Below are 20,831 nucleotides of genomic sequence, written 5' to 3'. Positions count from 1 at the left end.
ATGGAAACGACACGCGATCCGGGATTACAGCCGCAGCGAACTGGCATGGCCTGGTCACGGACGCTGTTCGTCATGTTGATCAATAGCCTGCTGTGTTTTCGTCTGAGCATGGTGGACGACAGCCGTGTGGTGTTTGCCTGCGCCATTCTGCTCTTGTGCGTTGCCGCGCTGATGTCGGTGCTGGCGATTCTGCGCTACCGTTTTAATGCCTGTTGCCAATCGGTGCTATCACGCGCCAGTCAGGGATTAATCGTGCTCACATCGTCGTCAATAGTGCTCACCGCACTGGTCTTGCTGCTGCATTTCAGCGGCGTGTGGTAGGCCCCGATTTTCTGTACTTTTTTCTGAAAAGAAAGGTTTTCTGAAAGAAAGGCGGTGAAGCCCAAACGCGCTTCACCGATGAGATGGGTTATTCGATCGAACTTTCCGGGAACAGGAAGGGGTTGATGCTACTGCGAGAAAAGCCTTCTTCCTCCATTTTCACATCCAGCACCAGCGAAGCCAGATCGTCGGCGACGGCTTCCACACGGTGATCTTTTTCCTGATATAGCAGCTTCAGATACGTGCCGCAGTGACCACAGCTTTCTGCTTTGATTGCGGAATTTTCGCTATCCAGCGACCAGTAATTGAGATCGCTCGACTCTTCACAGTTGCTGCATTTCACCCGCACCATGTGCCATTCACTCTCACACAAATTGCAGTGCAGATAACGCAAGCCGCTGGACGTACCTAACTGCACCACACCCGATACCGGAATACTGCCGCACACCGGGCAGAACTGACGATGTTCGCCGGGCACGGCGCGCGCTTTACCGGGCAGCAGACTTGCCATCTGTGCCCAGAACAGCGACAGCGCCGCCCAGATGAACGGGGCTTTATCATTGTTTTCAGCATGAAACTCATGTTGCAGCAGCGCCGTTGCCTGTTCTTCCAGCTCCTGCTCCGAGGCTTTTTCCAGATTCTCCAGCGTGGATAATACCTGCCCACTGGCATCCGGCTTCAATTCTTCAATCAGCGCGCGCAGCAGCGTGAGCCAGTGCCTATCGCGTGGGAATACCGCGATATCAAGCGGTGGGCGTTCACCAGACTGAGTCAGCACGTTACTCAGATCAAGCTGCAACGGATGATCGTGCAGCACCTTTTGTTGCGCTTCCACCACGCCTGCGGCAAAGGTGAGATAATCCCCCAGCGGGTGATCAGCAGCTAACTGGCGCAGACGCTCCGCGCGGCTGCTGTACAGGCTTTTTAGGTTGGCAAAAAGCAGTGGAGGGATATGCCCTTCCGGCGTCGATTTTCCATTCTGTTCTAACTGTTCCTGAGGAACAATGCGAATACTCATCAGGGTAGGTTTTCCTGTTGTTTACGTTGTCTATCCGATAGGTTTCGGGGTGCAGGAAGGCCGCCAGCGCGGTCCGAAAGATAGCGGGTATAGCTCACCTTTAGCAGAGATTATACGCACCGTGCCTGATGACTTCCTGATTTCTGGCAAGGTTATGGCTGTTTTTCACTATCGATGCCGTCACCTTCCACGATGACGGAACAGTAGCAGAAAAGCGGCAAGCATCTCCACACCTCTAAAGGGGTGATCGGGGCGGGCGTTCACCTATCTGGGTTCGGATCAGCGCTGCCAATACGATCACGCTTTGTTCACAGCGATCGTCCCACGCATAAGAGGCGTTGAAACGAAAGTAGCGATCGTATTTATCACCAGTCGTAAACATTTTTCCCGGCGCAATACTGACACCCCGCGCCAGCGCACGACGGTATAGCTCCGTGCTGCTGACTCCCTCAGGCAATTCCAGCCAGAGAAAATAACCGCCTTGGGAATGATTAATACGCACGTCGCCCGGAAGGTGCCGGCGTAGCGACTGTAACGCCGCGTGTTTGCGCTGCTCAAGCGCCCGCCGCAGACGGCGCAGATGGCTGTCGTAGCTGCTGGTCGCCAGATAATCGGCAATCGCCAGTTGCATCGGTGCGCTGGTTGATAATGTACTCATCAACTGTAAACGCTGAATGCTTCCCGCATAACGCCCCGCGGCTACCCAGCCGACGCGAAACCCGGCTACCAGATTTTTAGAAAACGAGGAGCAGTGCAGAATCGTCCCTTTTTTATCCAACGCCTTCGCAGGCAGCGGGCGTTGCAGGCCAGCGTAAAGCTCGCTGTAGACGTCATCTTCTACCAGCCCGACACCGTGTTTTTCCAGCATCGCCACCAGTTGCTGCTTCTTCTCCAAAGACAACGTACAGCCGAGTGGGTTATGAAAATTGGTCATCAGCCAGCAGGCTTTGATCGGGTAGTCGTTCAGCGCCTGCTGCAACGCGTCAAGATCGATGCCCTGCTGCGGATCGGTTGCAATCGCAATCGCCTTGAGCTTAAGACGTTCAATCGCCTGTAGCGCGCCGTAAAACGCCGGAGATTCGATCACCACATAGTCACCCGGTTCCGTCAGCACCTGAAGGCTGAGGTTCAGGGATTCCATCGCACCCGCCGTAATCACAATCTCATCGGGCGAGACGGCGATCCCCTGCAAGGCATAGCGCTGGGCGATATTCTTCCTCAGGCTCTCATTACCCGGCGGTAAATTATCCAGTGCGCTTTGCGGCTGCATATGACGCGCTACCGAGGCCAACGAGCGCGTCAACTGGCGTTGTGGAAAAAGCTGCGGGTCGGGAAACGCCGAACCAAACGGCATCACCGCGGGATCTTTACTAGCCTGAAGCACGTCAAAAATGAACGCATTGACGTCGACGTCTTCGGTAAGCTGAACGCGTTCCTGCCCCACGGGCGAATGCAGACTGTCTGCGGGTAATGCGGACAGCTGTGGCGCCGCGTAATAACCCGACTGCGGACGCGACACAATCAACCCTTGGCTTTCCAGTAGTTGATAGGCGTGCAGTACAGTCATCAGGCTCATACCCGAATGCAGTGATTTCTCCCGCAGCGAGGGCAGTTTGTCACCCGGCTGCCAAATCCCTTCCTGAAGTTGCTCACGAATCTGGTGAGCGAGCTGTTCAAACTTTGCCATAGCGCTACGGTTTCGGTGGATGAAGCTGTCATTATTTTTGGCTCGAACACCACCGACGAGTGACGTTCGAGAAGGATACTTTATCGAGAACAACGCGTTGTTCGAGGACTATTTCGCCGCGTAGCGTTGTACAAAATCCAGCAGGATCTTACGCGCCCAGACCGGTTCCTGTGGAATGTCCATCATTCGGTCGACATCCCAACCGCCCTGTCGCAGCGCCGTTTCATTATGGCGCAGACACGTCAGCATGATGTCCGTGCTGAATTCAGGGTGGAACTGCACGGTCAACACTTTCTCGCTGTAGCGGATAATCTGGCAGCCGTCCATCTCTGAACTCGCCAGCACCTGTGCCCCTTCAGGCGCTTCAAGCACGGATTGCTGGTGGGTCAGGTAAGCACCGAACTGCTGCGGATAATCACGCAGTAAGGGATCTTGTGCTGCGGCTTCATTCGTTGTCACAACCTGAACACCGACTTCCTTGCCGTTCGGGTTATCCCCTACTTTGCCGCCCAGCGCATCGGCCAGCAATTGATGCCCATAACACACGCCCAGCAGTGGAACCTCCGCGTGGTACGCCTCGCGCAACCAACCCGCGGTGTATTCGCTCCAGTCCAGCCGATCCGTGACCATCGACCACGAGCCGGAAATAATCACCGCCGCCAGCGTATCAAACGGTGGGAGCGACTCGCCACGGTCGGGACGCACCACTTGTATCGGTTGCGAATTCCCCTGTACTGCATCGCTAAACCATTTCCCCTGTTGCCCAACCTGAGAGGCAATGCCTTCCGGCGGTTGGCCCAACTGAATCACCAGCAATACCTTTTCGCTCATCGTCCTGTTCTGCCCGTATTCAAAAATCACAAGTTTGAAAAAATCATTCGGCTGAAAAACCACCCGTCAAAAAACAACAAGAACACGACGCGCAGCATCTCCTACGAACGTAGCACTAACGTAATACGATTCCTATCCAAGTCATATGCTGGATAGTAAAAGGCCACCTCAATGACAGGTGGCCTTTCATCTCTACCGTTTTAACGGCGATACCGATCCTTTGGTATCACGGTAACCGATAAGCAATCACATAGTCACCACGGTCCGGTGAGTTACGTGCACCACCAGCCGAGATAACGACGTACTGCTTACCATCAACCGGAGACTTGTAGCTGATAGGTGTAGCCTGGCTTCCTACTGGCAGTCGGGCTTTCCATACTTCTTTACCGGTCGCGCTATCAAAGGCACGCAGATAGTAATCCTGCGTTGAGGCGATGAATACCAGACCGCCCTGAGTCGCGAGCGTGCCGCCAATCGTCGGCATACCGATCGGAATAGGTAATCCCATCTTAATACCGAAAGGCCCCGTATCTTTCACTGTACCAACGGGAACCTGCCAGGCGATTTTCTGCGTTTTTAAATCCACTGCCGTCAGCGTGCCAAATGGCGGTTTCTGGCAAGGAATTTCAATAGGCGACATGAAGCGAACTTTCGCATTAACCGAATACGGCGTGCCATCCAGCGGTACCGGACGATCAATGCTGGCCGCTTCGTTACCATCACTTTTCTTACCTTTATCCTCCGCCGACGTCGGTACGAGTTGAACCTCAAGTCCCACTCTCATATCGTTGACAAACAGGTAGTTATTCACCGGATCGGTAGATAATCCGCCCCAGTTCATGCCACCTAAAGAGCCAGGCAGGTTAAGTGACGGATCGTGACCCGGCGGGGTAAACAGTCCATTGTAACGTTTAGATTTGAAGTGGACGCGGCAGAGCAACTGGTCAAACGGTGTCGCTCCCCACATATCAGACTCTTTGAGGACATCTGCGCCAATCTGCGGCATACCAACGGAAACAGGCTGAGTTGGCGAATAGACTTCGTTCGGGATTTCTCCCTGCTCAACCTTTCTCTCTTCAACTTTAGTCAACGGTTTACCGGTCGCACGATCGAGAACGAACAGTTGACCGGCTTTGGTACCGAACACTAACGCGGGTACGTTTTTGCCATTTTCGCTGGGGAAATTAACGAAAGAAGGCTGCATCGGCACATCAAAGTCCCACAGGTCATCGTGAACCGTCTGGTAGACCCATTTGACCTGCCCCGTGGAGGCATCCACCGCCACCATTGACGCACCAAATTTACGATCCAGATCGCTACGTTTGACGCCCCATAAATCGATGGCGGCGCTTCCCGTCGGCATGAACACCGTATTTGACTGCGGATCGTAGGACATCGGCGCCCACACGTTAGGCGTCGAACGCGTATAGTTCTGACCTTGTGCTGGTTCTGTCGTCTCCTGCGGATTGCCAGGATCAAATGCCCAGCGTAATTTCCCGGTAATCACGTCAAACCCGCGAACGACACCGCCGGGCATATCGATACTGACGTTATCCGCGACCCTGCCGCCAATAACGATAGTCGTCCCTGCCAATGTGGGCGCTGACGTCGGATAATATTGCCCTTTGTCGCTACCTTTGCCCATGTGATCGCTGAGATCCACCCGGCCATTGGTACCAAAATCTGGGCAAAATGCCCCGGTGTCCGCATCCACGGCGATCAGCTCTGGCGTCACGCTATTCATCAGGATGCGACGCTGGCAAACCGCGCCTGCAGGTACTGAAACCTGAGCAACCGGTGTAGATCCTGGAAGATCGGGCTGCACTAGCGGCTGTGTGGCATCAAAATAGGCAAGACCACGACAGCGCATCCATTTTTTCTGGTGCGCGCCGATTTCCGTTTTCCACAGCTGTTCGCCACTTGTGGCATCCACAGCAATGATGTTGTTATGCGGCGTACACAGGAATAAACGGTTACCCACTTGCAGCGGAGTCTGCTGATCTTCAGCACCGCCACCGCCCGGACTTTGCGGCACATCACCAGTACGATACGTCCACGCGACCTGGAGATCTTTCACGTTATCACGCGTGACCTGATCCAAGGCGACAAAACGCGACGCACCAGAAGTGTTACCGTAATTGCTCCAGTCACGCTGCTCTTCACCCGGTTTCACAGGGACGAGCGGCAGTTGAGCACCGGAAGACGGTACTGGCGCATGGGGAACAAACATCCCGCCAACTGTGGCAACAAAGGCCAGTGCCAGCACGCCCGCAGAAAGCCCTGCGGTGCGCCAACTCGTCTGCTTGCCCGCTGAATTACGCAAGAGAGGCAATGACAGTGCAACCAGAATGGCGATCCCTGCCAGCGTAAGCAAACGCGATACCAGAGGCCAAAAATCCAGACCTACATCCCACAATGCCCAAATAACGGTTCCTAACAAAACGGCACCGTACAAATAAGCGCCTAAGACGCTTTTACGCCAGAGAAGTACCCCGGAAATCAGCAGTACTAAACCGGAGACCAGAAAATAGGCGCTCCCCCCCAAACCAATCAGTTTGGCGCCATAATAGGCGAAGAAAGCGCCTATCGCCGTTACGATTAACCCCAAGATCAGCAGCCAGATACCCTGCAACCTGGACACAAGTGGTTTTGCCATAGAAAATTCCATCAATACGAGCAAACCTTATCTTCACATCATTTACCCCACATCTAACACGATGATGGAGAAAGGAATGCATTACGTTAGTGTTTTAGAAAAGCGAGAATGTGGGTCGAGAAACCGCATAAATATGCTGGATATATCGTTTCCACCCCACTTAATAGCGTAGATGCTTTTTAAAGGGTCACAATCATATTGCACTTTCTTAATAAGAAAATAAAATTTCTATAACATTTGGTTTGGTAAGGATTTACCTTTGTCGGATAAGCGATCCGCAAGAAAAAAAGGAATAATAAAAGTTTCTTATTGTGATGATAAATAGAGGGAATATAAATAGCCGAAATTTTATACCCGTCATACTTCAAGTTGCCTATGCGTTGGCTACGCGGCTCGGCACACTTGTGTATGCCTCGCCCTAAAAGACTAACGCTTCGCGTTGTTCAAAACGTTAACGTTTTGCCCTGAAACTCAAATTATTTAGGGTATATCAGGAAAGCTGTTTTATATCGTTCAGGCAGAAGGCTGTTGACGATAGGCCAGAGAGAAAACGTCATAAAAATCTACGTCGCCTTTCGTCCGCTGAATTTTCTCTATTCCCGCTTTCACCGCGGGCGGCACTTGCTCATTGCGTAGCAGCTGATCCAGCGTGTCCTGCGATACGTGGCGGATCGTAAACCACTCGCCGTTATAGCACACACGTAAATCCAGGGTATCAATGTCTTCAAAGCGATAGGTTGGATTAATATCCATCGAAAGTGCCAGCGTCATCACCAGCAGGAAAACGGTAAAACCGATCAGATACGGTAAACCAAAATAAGAGGCATAAAAGAGGATGAGCGCGACCGGCACGTAGCTCACCAGCATCGCGGCAAACAAATAAGGGTGAGACTGCATGAATTTACGGCTGAAACGTATTTTATTGTCGCGTTTTTCTTCCCGGTTAATGCGTTCGATCTCTTCGGTAAGAAGGCGTTTTACTTCGTCCATCGTCGTCACCATCATGCTTAAGGAATACAACACTGCTGGCGTCGATTAGAACATAGCCATATAAGAGATAACAGATACAGTTTTCGACAGATTGACTATAACAGTTTGTCTGCTGCCGGGAGAAAGTATCCCGACAGCATTAGATTACGGCGCAGTAGGGATTACGGAATGGCAGGCATGGTGAGATCGGGATCAATCAGATTATAGATCTGATTGCCAAACACAGGCTGTTGCAGCAGTTGATCAACCGCCAGCGCCACATCCCAGCGGGACACCAGTCCCAACGTCGCCGCGCCTTGCGTCAGTTGCGCATTGTGCGTCGCCACCACGTCCAGCAGACCGCCGGGACGCACAATACAATGATCCAACGAACTGCTTTGCAACCAGCTTTCTGCCAGAGACTTCTCACGTACCGCGAAGCCAAACGCGGCTCTGGCGCGTGGCGACAGCAGCGGCCAGCTATCACCACAGCCCAGCGACGTCACCAGCAGCATACGTTTGATGCCCGCCTGTTCTGCGCCATCGATCACCGTCCGGTGCCCCTGATAATTTACCGTACCACCGCCCATTGTCGATACCACAATGGCAGAAGGGCCAGCCACACGACAGGCTTCTGCGACCGTTTCTGGATCGCAGGCATCGCCTTCCACTACCGTCATCTCCTGCTCACGCCAGTGTTTAGCCTGTTCAGGATTGCGCAAGACGAGTACGACCGCCTGCTCGCACTCAATAGCACGCTCTAATAAACAGGCGCCGACCCCATTGCCCGCGCCGAAAAGTAACCACGTCATACCTGCTCCGGTTGTAATTCACTCGCCAACGTGCGGAACGCCTCAACCTGAGCGCTCAGCAATTGGCGGTGGCTGTCTCGTCCAAGGAAGATTTTAAACATCGCCGCACCGCTGGCATTAAAGAACACCACGGACGCGGTGTCCATCCCCATGAACTTACGCTCGATAAACGCAATATGCTGACAGCTCGTCGCGCGGATGTGTCCACTCAGGCCATTTTTGCCGCGCAAATTAAAGTAACCGTGGCGATGCGTACCGGTTGGCAGTTCACTCTTGAATTCCAGAATTGCGTCCGCCGTATGGCTAATGAGCGTCACTTCACCCCAGGTCGCTATTGTGTCCCACACCTGATCGAAACGATCGCCCGTCGCCAGCGTACGCTGCGCCGCAGGCAAAGCCTCAACGACGGCAAACAGCGAGGTATTGTACTTTCCGGCAATCTCTTCCAATGTGCCATCAGGGTTGGTTGCCAGTAATTCATTCAGTGTCATGGTCATGGTTGCGTCTCCGGTTAGTGCGCATGCTCTTCGGCATTAAGCTGAGGGATAATTTGTTGTAATGCCTGCATCAGGTTGTTTGCCCAGAAGCGACCATCGTTGGTCAGGCGCAGACAGGTAGAATCGTCACAGGTCAGCCCGGCCTGATGCCACTGGCTAAGTAACGGCTGAAGCTCACGGGCATGTTGGGTCAACTGAGGCAGTTTGATGCGGCCCACTTCAATCCCCGCCTGAAGCTGATGCTGCCACGGCCCGGTCGGACTGGCTGGCGTCATCATCATGATCGGTTTTTGCCCCTGATCGATCTGCTGGTAATAGCGTTCCAGACTGCGTTCCATCATGTAGGCTTGCCCGTTGATATTGCCGCCCGCCCCGCTCCCCATTGCCAGACAGTCCGCGCCTTGTTTAATCAGCAGGTTGTACAGATTGCGTTCACGCGTAGTGCGCGCCCAGTGGCTATTGCTGAGCTGATGCCAGCCAGCGTCAGCCAGAAACGCTGCGCCAGTCCGATAGAAATCACGTCGCGCAACCACATCAGGCAATGCCACTCGCTGATTTTCGGCGGCTTTCGCCAGCGGCGTTGTCGGTAACAGATTGAGCGCATACAGATCGACGCCGTCTAATGGTAAATCGCTGACGATGGCTAGATCTTCGCGCCAGATTTCCGGCGTTTGTTCCGGCAGGCCAAACATCAGATCGCACACCACTGCGGCCCTGTCTCGCTCGCACAGGCGTTCAAGGAAACGGATTGACTGCTGTTTATCCGACGTACGCGCCATACGCTGACGAATGCGGGTATCAAACGTCTGAATCCCAATGGAGAAGCGGTTCGCTCCCGCATCCAGACAGGCATCGATCCGCTCATCATCAAAATCCATCGCCCGCCCTTCTACCGTGATTTCACAGTCTGGCGCCAGCGGCAGTGAGGTGCGGATCGCACGAATAATTTGCGACAACTCATCGGCTGCCAGCGCCGTTGGCGTGCCACCGCCAAAGTACACCGCATGAATGGGCGCAGACTGGTGCAGCGGGCTGTCCGCCTCCATCGCCAGTTCCTGCAACAGGTAGCGGGTATAGGTCGCCGTGCTGTCATCACGCAGTTTGTTCTGGTAAAAACCACAGAACGTGCAATGCGTCGCGCAGAAAGGAATATGCAAATAGAGCAGACGTTTACGCGCAGGCACGATTTGCTGTTTCAGCGCCTGCCAACCGGCCGGAATCTGTTCTGGTGAAAGTGGCACATGGTTGCGCCAAGGCATTGCCATACGTCGGGCGCTAAAAGGCTGCTCACCGGGCTCGGCATAATACGGCGTCAAATCGATGTTCATTAACGGCCCCCAAATAATCAATAAAATAAATTAAATGATAATTATTTTTATTTGGCAACCTGCCCGGCAGGCCGAAAGGAGGCGGATTATTCTTTTCGTGTCATTTTCTCTTTAAATTAACCGAGTTGCTTATTTTGTTTAAAATCTCAGGTGTAAATAAACAGGGTTATTTTCCATTATTTTCAGAACATTAATCCCTTGCACTGCCTTTAAATGTTAAATAAATGAAAACAAAAACCACTAAATTAAAATTCGTTAATTTAACAACCGATAAAATATTGCAAGTCCTTATTTAATAACAAATGAGATTGCAGTCACATTTTTTAATATTCATTCAAATTTAATTATCGCCTCCCTCGCCCAAATGATAACGTAAATGAGAATCATTAACTTTTCAGAGAAAAAGCCATGAATAAAAAGACCTCTCGCTGGGCTCTCTTTATGCTGCCTGCTATTTACAGCGGCGCAATTAATGCAGCCACAAACGATTCATCTACAAATCATTCGACCACAAACAGCGATGAAATAACCGTTATTAGTGCAGGGAGAACGGAACAGAATTTATGGGAAAGTCCGGTAACGATGCAGGTTATCGATAATGAAAAGCTGGGTAAATATACCGGCGATTCTATTGCCGAAGCGCTGCGTGATATTCCCGGCGTCGATATTACCGATACCGCATTGGCTGGCCGTAAACAAATACGTATTCGCGGCGAAGAAGCCTCACGCGTATTAGTGTTAATTGATGGACAGGAAGTTACTTATCAACGCGCCGGCCCTAATTACAGCCTCGGATTATTAATTGATCCTTCTTATATCGAACGCATCGAAGTGGTGAAAGGCCCACATTCGGTATTATATGGTTCACAGGCTATCGGCGGCGTTATCAATTTTATTACCCGCAAGGGCGGAGACAAGCCGCTGAGCGGGAAAATCAAAGCCGTTTATGACAGCGCGACCGCAGGCTGGCAGGAGTCGGGTTTAGCCTACGGCTCTATCGGTAATTTTGATTACCGCCTCAGCGGCAGCTATAGCGATCAAGGCAACCGCAGCACACCGGATGGCAGACTGCCGGATACCCACTTCCGTAACAGCGGGCAGTCCGCCTGGCTCGGCTACCGTCTTGGCGATCATAAATTCGGCCTGTCGCTAGACAGCTTCAAACTCAGCACGCAGACCTACACCGATTCGACTGAATACGACAGCTTCAGCGTGCGTATTCCTGAACTGGAAAGAAAGAAGGTCGGCCTGTTTTATGACTGGCAGATCGGCGGCGAGGTGCTGAAAAACCTGCATCTGGATGCCTACCAGCAAAATATCAAACGCGAATTCCGTAACAACCTGTCGCAGAGTGGTAATCCGCTGCGCTATAACAGCATGGCGCTTTATCAGGGCAAAATGGCAATGAGCACGGGAACCGACGACAAGCAGACCAGTCGGGGATTGACCTTACAGACAGATATCACACCATTCACCGATCATACGCTGATTGCCGGAGGACAATGGCTCTCCGATGTGGTGAAGCAAAACGCGTTCTCCGATGTCCGGGTAACGGGATCATTGTCGCCGATGGGCACACCGTCTCTGTCGGTTAACCCCAGCTCGGTATCCAATAACCACTGGCGGCAAAATAGCTGGGCGCTGTTCGCACAGGACGAATGGAAAATAACACCGGACTGGACGTGGACGCTGGGTGCTCGCCAATACTGGGTGGAGTCACTCTCCTACGGTGGCCAGAAAACAGGTACGGTGAGAATGAACGGCATGGTGATGCCGAACAACAGTACATCTGCCGCCGCGAAGGAAAATGACAGCACCTTAGTCACCGCCAGCAGCCTGCGCTATTCCGGCTTCGACAATATCCAACTGCGTGCATCCTTTGCACAAGGATATGTCTACCCTACCCTGACGCATAAGTTTTACGACACCGCAGCGGGTGGGAGCACCACTTACGGCAACGCCAATCTAAAAGCGGAAAAGTCAGACAATTATGAAGTCGGCATGCGCTATAAAGACGACAGTTGGCTGCTGGACAGCGCGGTCTACCACTCGCGCGCCAGAGACTACATCACCACGCTTAACTGCGCCGGTAACGCCGCCTGCTCCGGCAGCACGGATAGCAGCAGCCGCTATTACGCCAACGCCAACCGTGCAACCACGTACGGGATGGAGATGTATGCGGAATACCTCGGCTGGACGCTGTCGCCTTACGTTAACGGCAATATCATCCGCCGTGAGCTGGAACTGCCGACTCGTAGCACCTATCGTACCGGAGAACCCACCTTGACTGGCCGCGTCGGGGTCAAAAACATCACGCTGTTCGAGCGTATGGAGCTGGAATCGGATCTCTACCTCCGGGCGGCTTCACGCGCGAAGGATGAAACGGCAGATACCGCTGTCCAGCACAGCGGCTGGGCAACGGCCAATCTGGAGTTCACCAGCACCTTCGGCAGCGAGAATCAGTATCAGGTCACGCTGGCGCTGAACAACCTGTTGGACAAGCGCTACACCACCGCGCATGAAAGTATTCCCGCATCCGGCTTCAGCACCGCGATTGGCGCGGCATTCTCCTTCTGAGAATGAGGATGAGGATGATGAAGGCGTTTATCGCGTTAATGCTCTTCGGGCTGTCTTCCTTCACCAGCGCGGCCGAACCGCGCGTGGTGATTGCCGGCGGTTCGCTGGTGGAAATCGTTTATGCACTTGGCGCAGGCAATACGGTAGTGGGTGTCGATCAGACCACCACTTACCCGCCACAAACGGTAACGCTACCGAAGGTCAGCAACTGGCAGCAGTTGACGAGCGAAGGGATTTTGTCACTGCACCCCACGTTATTGATGACCTGGCAGGATGCCAACCCGCCGCAGGTGCTTAACCAGCTAGAGCAGGCGGGCGTAACGGTCGCCCGTTTTACCCGCACGCCCAGTACGCCAGCGCAGCTGTTTAGCAATATTCGTCAGGCTGGCACACTGCTCAATCGTTCTGAGGCTGCCGAACAGCTGGCCACGCGTCTCTCTCAGCAGCTCAATGCGGTATCAGAGCGGCTGGCGACGCGAAAGGATCGCGTCAGCGTCGTGTTTTTGCTGAGTGTCGGCAGCAGCGCGGCGCAGGTCGCGGGGAAAAATACCGTGGTGGATAGCCTGATCGCGCTGGCGGGCGGGGAAAATGTTGCTACGCATAGCCAGTATCGTATTTACGGCGGCGAGGCAATGATTGCGGCAAATCCAGAGGTGGTGGTGGTGACCAAACAAAGTGTGGAAAACGGTGTGGAAGCGCTGGCGGCAGTACCGGGACTGACGCAAACCGCAGCCTGGAAAAACCAACGTATTATCGCACTCGATCAGGCGATTTTACTGGGAATGGGGCCGCGCGTTGTCGAAGCGGTTGAAGCGCTGAATCGCGGCTTCTATCCTGACTAAACGAATATATCCCCTAGATAATTCGAGTTGCAGGAAGGCGGCGACACAGTGAATCCTCAGGAGCTTACATCAGTAAGTGACTGAGGTGAGCGAGGACAAGTCGGCTTAGCCGATTTGAACGCCGCTTGCGGCGGCCCTTCAGGGCGAGGCTCAGTGATGAGCCGAGTATTGCCAACGCACATGCAGCTTGAAGTATGACGGGGATTAACGGCCTCAATAATGAGGCCGTAATACAACGCTTACTGAATACCCTGACTGCGCAGGTAATTTTCATAGTTGCCGGTGAAATCGTTCACTTTATTTGGCGTAATTTCCAGAATACGGGTCGCCAACGAGCTAACGAACTCACGGTCATGAGAAACGAACAGCAGCGTCCCTTCGTACATCTCTAGCGCCATGTTCAGCGATTCAATGGATTCCATATCCAGGTGGTTGGTCGGTTCATCCATCACCAGAATATTCGGACGTTGCATCATCAGCTTACCAAACAGCATGCGGCCTTTTTCACCACCGGATAACACCTTCACTTTCTTCTTGATATCATCTTGGCTGAACAGCAAACGACCCAGCACGCTGCGTACCGCCTGCTCGTCATCTTTTTCCTGCTTCCACTGGCTCATCCAGTCAAACACCGTCAGCGTCTCATCGAATTCATATTCGTGATCCTGCGCGTAGTAGCCAATTTTGGCATTTTCTGACCACTTCACGGTGCCGCTATCTGGCTGAAGATCGCCGACCAGCGTTTTCAACAGCGTCGATTTACCAATACCGTTGGTACCCAGGATCGCCACTTTCTCACCGACTTCGATCATCAGACCCAGCTTGCTAAACAGCGGGCCGTTATCAAAACCTTTGCTCAACGCTTCCACTTCCAGCGCATTACGGAACAGTTTCTTATCCTGATCAAAACGGATAAACGGGTTTTGGCGGCTGGACGCTTTCACTTCATCCAACTGAATTTTATCAATCTGACGCGCACGCGATGTCGCCTGTTTGGATTTAGAGGCGTTGGCGCTAAAGCGGCTGACGAACGATTGCAGTTCGGAAATTTGCGCTTTCTTCTTGGCGTTATCGGCCAGTAAACGCTCGCGAGCCTGCGTCGCAGCCGTCATGTATTCATCGTAGTTACCGGGATAAATACGCAGTTCGCCGTAGTCCAGATCCGCCATGTGCGTACAAACCATGTTCAGGAAGTGACGGTCATGCGAAATGATGATCATGGTGCTGTTACGCTCGTTCAGCACCTGCTCCAGCCAGCGGATCGTATCGATATCCAGGTTGTTGGTCGGTTCGTCGAGCAGCAGGATATCGGGATCGGCAAACAGCGCCTGCGCCAGCAGGACACGCAATTTCCAGCCGGGAGCAATCTCACTCATCAAACCATAGTGTTGCTCAACCGGAATCCCAACGCCCAGTAACAGTTCGCCGGCACGAGATTCTGCGCTGTAGCCATCCATCTCACCGTATTGCACTTCCAGATCGGCAACTTTGTAGCCGTCCTCTTCGCTCATTTCAGCCAATGAGTAGATGCGATCGCGCTCTTCTTTTACCGCCCACAGTTCCCCGTGGCCCATGATGACGGTATCCAGCACGCTGTATTTTTCAAAAGCGAACTGATCCTGACGCAGTTTACCCAGGCGCTCATTAGGATCGAGGAAGACGTTACCGCCACTCGGCACCAGATCGCCACCGAGAATCTTCATGAATGTGGATTTACCGCAGCCATTTGCGCCAATCAAACCGTAACGGTTGCCGCCGCCAAATTTAACGGAAATGTTTTCAAACAACGGCTTGCTGCCGAACTGCATGGTGATATTGTTGGTACTTAACACAGCACTTATACTCGAGTCGGAATGTGATTTGGCGCGCATTATGCCACAAGCGCGCGATAGGATCGCGGTTAGTTTTGAGTAATATTTAAGCGATAGCGCATACAGGAGAGAAATGCGATGCCGATAGTACGTCGTTTCAAACAGGTCGACGTTTTTACCCAGCAGCCTTTCAAGGGCAATCCGCTTGCCGTCATTCTGGAAGCAAATGGGTTAACCGATGCGCAAATGCAGAATATCGCGCGTTGGACAAACCTGTCAGAAACCACGTTTGTCCTGCCAGCTACCGATCCTCTGGCAGATTACCACGTGCGCATTTTTACGCCAGAATCGGAAATGCCCTTTGCCGGACACCCGACGCTAGGCACCGCGCATGCCCTGCTGGAAGAAGGATTGCGCCCGAAATCCCCAGGTCAGTTAGTGCAACAGTGCGGCGTTGGCTTAGTTCCGATCAATATTCATGACGATGGCAGTCTGGCTTTTCACGCACCGCAGGCCACCATGGTTCCGTTCGGTGACGAGCATATGCCACTGCTGGAAAAAACGCTTGGCATTACTGGTTCTGATAATGCTGCTATCGATAACCGCTACCCGCCCACCGCAGTACATATGGGAATTCGCTGGCTGGTGATTCGTGTAGACAGCGCCGACACCTGTCTGAACATCACACCCGATGCAGACGCGCTCTCAGCCGTGCAAAACCTTAGTCAGACTAACGGCATCGCCATCTACGGCCCGCACGATAACGCGACGCCAGCCGATTACGAAGTTCGCGCATTCTATATTGAACGTGGCCATCTCAAAGAAGATCCGGTTACTGGCAGTGCCAACGCCTGTCTGGCAGCGCTGCTTCGCCAGCAGCACTCGACCAATAACGTCACCGCGCCACTCAGTTACCTGGCACGACAGGGCACGATGCTGCACTGCGATGGCCGGATTACCGTAACTTATCTGAACGATGAACCTTGGATCGGCGGGCATAGCGTCACGATCGTTGACGGTACCTTGCAAGGGTAAGGGAGGGATTTTATGGAAACGTCGGTTGTCGATCCGTTATTTGCAGACAAACTGTATGAGCTACGTCATCAGCCCCATCTGCGCCTAACGATACAGGAAGAATGCGATGCCGATGCGCTCTTCAACCTGATTCAGCAGGAAAAAGCCCGTCTGCGACGAACGTTACCCTGGCCAGACTCCGTCACGAACGTCGATGACACGCGTGAAACCATTGGCGACAACAGAAAGGCGTTCTTTGACAAAACCTCTGCCGTGTATCTTATCCGCTGGGACGACGCGTTGGCTGGCATCGTCTCCTTCAATACGATTCAGGATAAAGAAGGCGTCATCGGCTACTGGCTCGCCGAAGCATTTGAAGGGAAAGGCATCATTTCTCAGGCCGTCAACACGCTGATAACAGCCTATGCCGATGCCAATCTCGTTGATCGCTGCGTCATCAAAGCCTCAACCGCCAACACACGCAGCAACGCCGTCGCTCAACGGCTCGGCTTCCGTTTTCATCACCTGGAGAAAGATGCAGAGCAGATTGGTGAGCAATGGTTCGATCATAATATTTATCACTATCCCGCCTGACACGGCCTCATCTTGCATTCCCTCACCTGATGCGCAGCGCTATTGGCGCGTATCAGGTTCGTTTCGCTCTACGGCGCACGCTATTTGCCAACTCGTTATATTTTTGTGACTAACATCACAAAAATGTTGAAATCCAATTTCATCTCCGCTACCATTAAAAACGTGATGAACATCACACTTAATTAACCCGTTAGAGGAGTCTGATAATGACTATGTTTCGTAGAATCAGCAAATTCTTTAAAAGAATGGGAGATGTTTATGTCAGCTACTGTGAACGTATTGGGTCAATCATCAGCCCGTTCTGATTGTGATATAAACAATCTCTAAAGCCGCCTCCTATAGGCGGCTTTTGTTTTTCTCCTGCTCCCACATCCTATTCATCTCTCTTTCTTTTTTGTCTACCCGTACGTCACAGATCTGTGCGGCACACCGCATGCCTGAACATTCTCTTTTAAAAACAGCCCAATGCGTTTTCCTTTCACAGCACAATCATCGTTAACAGACTATGCTTTTCTGTAGCTGTACTTGCTTCGCGTCCCTGACGTCTGCGCTAAAAGATATACCCTAAATAATTCGAGTTGCATGAAGGCGGCAACCGAGCGAATCCCCAGGAGCTTACACAGGTAAGTGACTGGGGTGAGTAAGAGCAGCCAACGCACAGGCAGCTTGAAGTATGACGGGTATAAAAAGGACATGACTATGAGTAAAGTTAAGCAACAGGATATTGACCGTCTGATCGAACTAGTTGGTGGACGCGAGAACATCGCGGCTGTCACGCACTGTATTACCCGTCTCCGCTTCGTCTTGCACGATTCGTCCAAAGCTCATCCAAAAAACATTGAAGAAATGCGTATTGTCAAAGGGTGCTTTACCAACGCAGGACAGTTTCAAGTCGTGATTGGCACCGACGTCGACGAGTATTACAAAGCACTGCTCGCCACGACAGGCAAAGGCGAAATCAATAAGGAAGAGGCCAAAGTCGCCGCCCGCCAGAATATGAGCTGGTTTGAGCGCAGCATTTCACATTTCGCTGAGATCTTTTTCCCGCTGCTTCCCGCGCTCATCAGCGGAGGCTTGATCCTCGGTGCGCGTAACGTGATCGGTGATATCCCGATGCGTGACGGGCAAACGCTGGTACAGCTTTACCCTACCTGGCAAACCGTCTACGATTTCCTCTGGCTGCTGGGCGAAGCCATCTTCTTCTATCTCCCCGTTGCGGTCTGCTGGTCAACCGTACGCAAAATGGGTGGCACGCCCATCCTCGGCATCGTACTCGGTATCACGCTGGTATCGCCACAGTTAATGAACGCCTACCTCATCGGGCAGCAAACGCCCGAGGTATGGAATTTTGGCTGGTTCACGATAGAGAAAATAGGCTATCAGGCACAGGTTATCCCTTCCGTTCTAGCCGGGATGGCGCTGGCGCTGATTGAAACTCGGCTGAAGAAAATCGTACCGGATTACCTCTATCTGGTGGTCGTGCCTGTAACCTCACTGATTCTGGCCGTTTTCCTGGCACATACCTTGATTGGCCCCTTTGGCCGTATGATTGGCGATGGCGTTGCCTGGGCCGTGAAAGCCGTCATGACCGGCAGCTTTGCTCCGATTGGCGCCGCGCTGTTTGGGTTCCTTTATGCACCGTTGGTCATCACGGGCGTGCACCAGACAACGTTAGCGATTGATATGCAGATGATTCAGAGTATGGGCGGCACGCCGGTCTGGCCACTCATCGCGCTGTCCAACATTGCCCAGGCGGCAGCCGTCGTTGGAGTGATTCTCGTCAGCCGAAAAGACAACGAACGCGAAGTTTCAGTTCCCGCCGCCATTTCCGCCTTTCTTGGCGTGACCGAACCAGCCATGTATGGCATCAACCTGAAATACCGCTTTCCGATGCTGTGCGCCATGATCGGCTCCGCCGCCGCCGCACTCATTTGCGGCCTGTACGGCGTAACAGCAAATGGCATCGGTGTCGGTGGGTTGCCGGGCATTCTCTCCATCAAGCCACAGTTTTGGGGAATCTTTGCTCTCGCCACGCTGGTTGCCGTCATCATTCCGATTGTATTGACGGCGCTGGTCTATAAACGTAAGAGCCGTAATGGCACGCTGGATCCCGCATAGCGGCCACACATAGATTAGGAGGATTGTTCATGACTACCTCGCTTCCCTGGTGGCAAAACGGCGTAATTTATCAAATCTACCCGAAGAGCTTTCAGGACAGTACCGGAAATGGCATTGGCGACATCGCCGGCATCACTGCGCGACTCGATTACCTGCAACAGCTGGGCGTTGATGCGATCTGGCTGACCCCGGTTTATCTTTCCCCTCAGGTTGATAACGGTTATGACGTCGCCGATTACTGTGCCATCGATCCAACCTACGGCACGATGGCCGATATGGAAACGTTGATTGCAGAAGCGCATCGCCGTCGTATTCGTGTCGTCATGGATATGGTGTTCAACCATACCTCTACGCAGCACCACTGGTTCCTGAACGCACAGGATCGCCGTAGTCCCTACCGACATTTTTACATCTGGCGTGATGGCAATGACGGTGCGCTACCCAATAACTGGCGTTCAAAATTTGGCGGCCCAGCCTGGCAATGGCACGCGGAGAGCAAACAGTATTACCTGCACCTTTTCGCCACAGAACAGGCTGACCTGAATTGGGAACACCCACGTGTACGGGATGAATTAAAGCAGGTCTGTGAATTTTGGTCGGACAAAGGTGTAGACGGACTGCGGCTGGATGTGATCAATTTGGTCTCTAAGCAACAGAATTTTCCGTCAGACGCTCAGGGCGATGGACGCCGTTTCTACACCGATGGGCCATTGATTCATGATTACTTGCAGGAATTCAGCCGGGATGTTTTTCAGCCCCACGGTTTAATGACCGTCGGCGAGATGTCATCGACCTCGCTGGAACACTGCCGTCGCTACGCCGCGTTGGACGGTAGTGAACTCTCCATGACGTTCAATTTTCACCATTTGAAAGTCGATTATCCCAATGGGGAAAAATGGACGCTGGCAGAACCTGATTTCATCCAGCTCAAGCAGATTTTTACTCACTGGCAACAGGGTATGCACAACCATGCCTGGAATGCGCTGTTCTGGTGTAACCACGATCAGCCGCGCATCGTGTCGCGTTTTGGCGATGAAGGCGAATTCCGCGTGCAATCCGCCAAAATGCTGGCGATGGTGCTTCACGGCATGCAGGGCACGCCCTATATCTATCAGGGCGAAGAACTGGGGATGACCAATCCCGGCTATACGCAGATTGAACAATACCGGGATATTGAAAGCCTGAATCAATTTGCTGAACAGCGCGATCGGGGTCAGCCAGATGCACAAACCTTGGCAATCCTCGCCAGCAAATCACGCGATAACGGCCGTACACCGATGCAATGGGATGCCAGTAACCATGCCGGATTTACGACCGGCACACCGTGGATAGCACCGTGTCAAAACTTTTCCCACGTCAACGCAAAGCAAGCATTGGCAGATAAAGCGTCCGTTTTCTACACCTATCAACAGCTTATCGCTATGCGTAAAGCGCTACCACTACTGACATACGGAGACTATCAGGATTTGCTGCCGGATCATCCCTGCATCTGGTGCTATCAGCGTATCTGGGAAGAACAACGGCTTCTGGTGCTGGCAAACCTCAGTAAACAGCCTCTGCGTTGGCAGCCTCCCATTGATATCCACGGCCGCCGGTGGCGACTGTTATTCAGCAATTACTCTGATGCTCAACCTCAACCCGCAGTACTGGAGCTACGTCCGTTTGAAGCCATATATTGGGTACAAGGCATGCAGGAGAAAGAGGATAAGATTCAGGAATAGAGGATTTCGGAGGATGTAGCGGGGAATCCCGCTAC

16 protein-coding genes are annotated in these 20,831 nt (G+C 52.7%); 7 read left to right on the top strand and 9 right to left on the bottom strand.

Translation table 11 applies throughout. From position 1 onward, the window contains the following. The gene (locus tag AB8809_RS07500; protein ID WP_349855750.1) at window positions 1–321 is read left to right on the top strand and encodes a DUF202 domain-containing protein; all 321 of its coding nucleotides are present in this window, start codon (window positions 1–3) and stop codon (window positions 319–321) included. Between the two features lie 88 nt (window positions 322–409). Here the strand turns inward: AB8809_RS07500 and fdhE are convergent, their stop codons facing one another. From fdhE to hutW, 8 genes are all read right to left on the bottom strand, one after another. Further along, window positions 410–1,339, bottom strand: a complete 930-nt coding sequence (gene fdhE / locus AB8809_RS07495; RefSeq protein ID WP_015840940.1) for a formate dehydrogenase accessory protein FdhE — start codon at window positions 1,337–1,339, stop codon at window positions 410–412. A 235-nt stretch (window positions 1,340–1,574) separates the two neighbouring features. Beyond that, window positions 1,575–3,026, bottom strand: a complete 1,452-nt coding sequence (locus tag AB8809_RS07490; protein WP_349855752.1) for a PLP-dependent aminotransferase family protein — start codon at window positions 3,024–3,026, stop codon at window positions 1,575–1,577. Window positions 3,027–3,134: 108 nt separating this feature from the next. Then, the gene (locus tag AB8809_RS07485) at window positions 3,135–3,857 is read right to left on the bottom strand and encodes a glutamine amidotransferase (protein ID WP_349855753.1); all 723 of its coding nucleotides are present in this window, start codon (window positions 3,855–3,857) and stop codon (window positions 3,135–3,137) included. 226 nt (window positions 3,858–4,083) lie between these two features. Continuing rightward, complete coding sequence (locus AB8809_RS07480) at window positions 4,084–6,513, bottom strand: membrane-bound PQQ-dependent dehydrogenase, glucose/quinate/shikimate family (protein ID WP_180777649.1); 2,430 nt, start codon at window positions 6,511–6,513, stop codon at window positions 4,084–4,086. A gap of 513 nt (window positions 6,514–7,026) precedes the next feature. After that, window positions 7,027–7,503: a YlaC family protein gene (locus AB8809_RS07475; RefSeq protein ID WP_225182289.1), complete on the bottom strand. Its 477-nt coding sequence runs from the start codon at window positions 7,501–7,503 to the stop codon at window positions 7,027–7,029. A 161-nt stretch (window positions 7,504–7,664) separates the two neighbouring features. Beyond that, window positions 7,665–8,294 carry an NAD(P)H-binding protein gene (locus AB8809_RS07470; protein ID WP_349855756.1) on the bottom strand — a complete coding sequence of 210 codons (630 nt, stop codon included), beginning with the start codon at window positions 8,292–8,294 and terminating at the stop codon, window positions 7,665–7,667. Further along, window positions 8,291–8,791: a heme utilization cystosolic carrier protein HutX gene (gene hutX / locus AB8809_RS07465; protein WP_015840946.1), complete on the bottom strand. Its 501-nt coding sequence runs from the start codon at window positions 8,789–8,791 to the stop codon at window positions 8,291–8,293. The genes AB8809_RS07470 and hutX overlap by 4 nt, the downstream gene beginning before the upstream one ends. A gap of 14 nt (window positions 8,792–8,805) precedes the next feature. Continuing rightward, the gene (gene hutW / locus AB8809_RS07460) at window positions 8,806–10,119 is read right to left on the bottom strand and encodes a heme anaerobic degradation radical SAM methyltransferase ChuW/HutW (RefSeq protein WP_349855758.1); all 1,314 of its coding nucleotides are present in this window, start codon (window positions 10,117–10,119) and stop codon (window positions 8,806–8,808) included. 408 nt (window positions 10,120–10,527) lie between these two features. Here hutW and AB8809_RS07455 point away from each other — a divergent pair, with 408 nt between their 5' ends. Both AB8809_RS07455 and AB8809_RS07450 read left to right on the top strand, forming a co-directional pair. Beyond that, complete coding sequence (locus tag AB8809_RS07455) at window positions 10,528–12,696, top strand: TonB-dependent receptor (protein ID WP_349855759.1); 2,169 nt, start codon at window positions 10,528–10,530, stop codon at window positions 12,694–12,696. 17 nt (window positions 12,697–12,713) lie between these two features. After that, window positions 12,714–13,538: an ABC transporter substrate-binding protein gene (locus tag AB8809_RS07450; protein ID WP_349855890.1), complete on the top strand. Its 825-nt coding sequence runs from the start codon at window positions 12,714–12,716 to the stop codon at window positions 13,536–13,538. Between the two features lie 239 nt (window positions 13,539–13,777). On the opposite strand, the gene AB8809_RS07445 is transcribed toward AB8809_RS07450, so the two are convergent. Next, on the bottom strand, window positions 13,778–15,370 hold the full coding sequence (locus AB8809_RS07445) for an ABC-F family ATPase (protein WP_349855761.1): 1,593 nt from the start codon (window positions 15,368–15,370) through the stop codon (window positions 13,778–13,780). 117 nt (window positions 15,371–15,487) lie between these two features. Here AB8809_RS07445 and AB8809_RS07440 point away from each other — a divergent pair, with 117 nt between their 5' ends. From AB8809_RS07440 to treC, 4 genes are all read left to right on the top strand, one after another. Further along, window positions 15,488–16,384 (top strand): PhzF family phenazine biosynthesis protein, encoded by an 897-nt coding sequence (locus AB8809_RS07440; RefSeq protein WP_181828997.1) that lies wholly within the window; start codon window positions 15,488–15,490, stop codon window positions 16,382–16,384. 12 nt (window positions 16,385–16,396) lie between these two features. Beyond that, the gene (locus tag AB8809_RS07435; RefSeq protein ID WP_349855762.1) at window positions 16,397–16,957 is read left to right on the top strand and encodes a GNAT family N-acetyltransferase; all 561 of its coding nucleotides are present in this window, start codon (window positions 16,397–16,399) and stop codon (window positions 16,955–16,957) included. A 699-nt stretch (window positions 16,958–17,656) separates the two neighbouring features. Then, a complete protein-coding gene (gene treB, locus AB8809_RS07430) occupies window positions 17,657–19,075 on the top strand; it encodes a PTS trehalose transporter subunit IIBC (RefSeq protein WP_349855764.1) in 1,419 nt (472 codons plus the stop codon). A gap of 29 nt (window positions 19,076–19,104) precedes the next feature. Next, window positions 19,105–20,796: an alpha,alpha-phosphotrehalase gene (treC, locus tag AB8809_RS07425; protein ID WP_349855766.1), complete on the top strand. Its 1,692-nt coding sequence runs from the start codon at window positions 19,105–19,107 to the stop codon at window positions 20,794–20,796. Window positions 20,797–20,831: the final 35 nt, after the last annotated feature.

Source organism: Pectobacterium aroidearum, from assembly GCF_041228105.1.
Taxonomy (GTDB): Bacteria; Pseudomonadota; Gammaproteobacteria; order Enterobacterales; family Enterobacteriaceae; genus Pectobacterium; species Pectobacterium aroidearum.
This window is presented reverse-complemented; position numbering and strand designations above follow the sequence as displayed.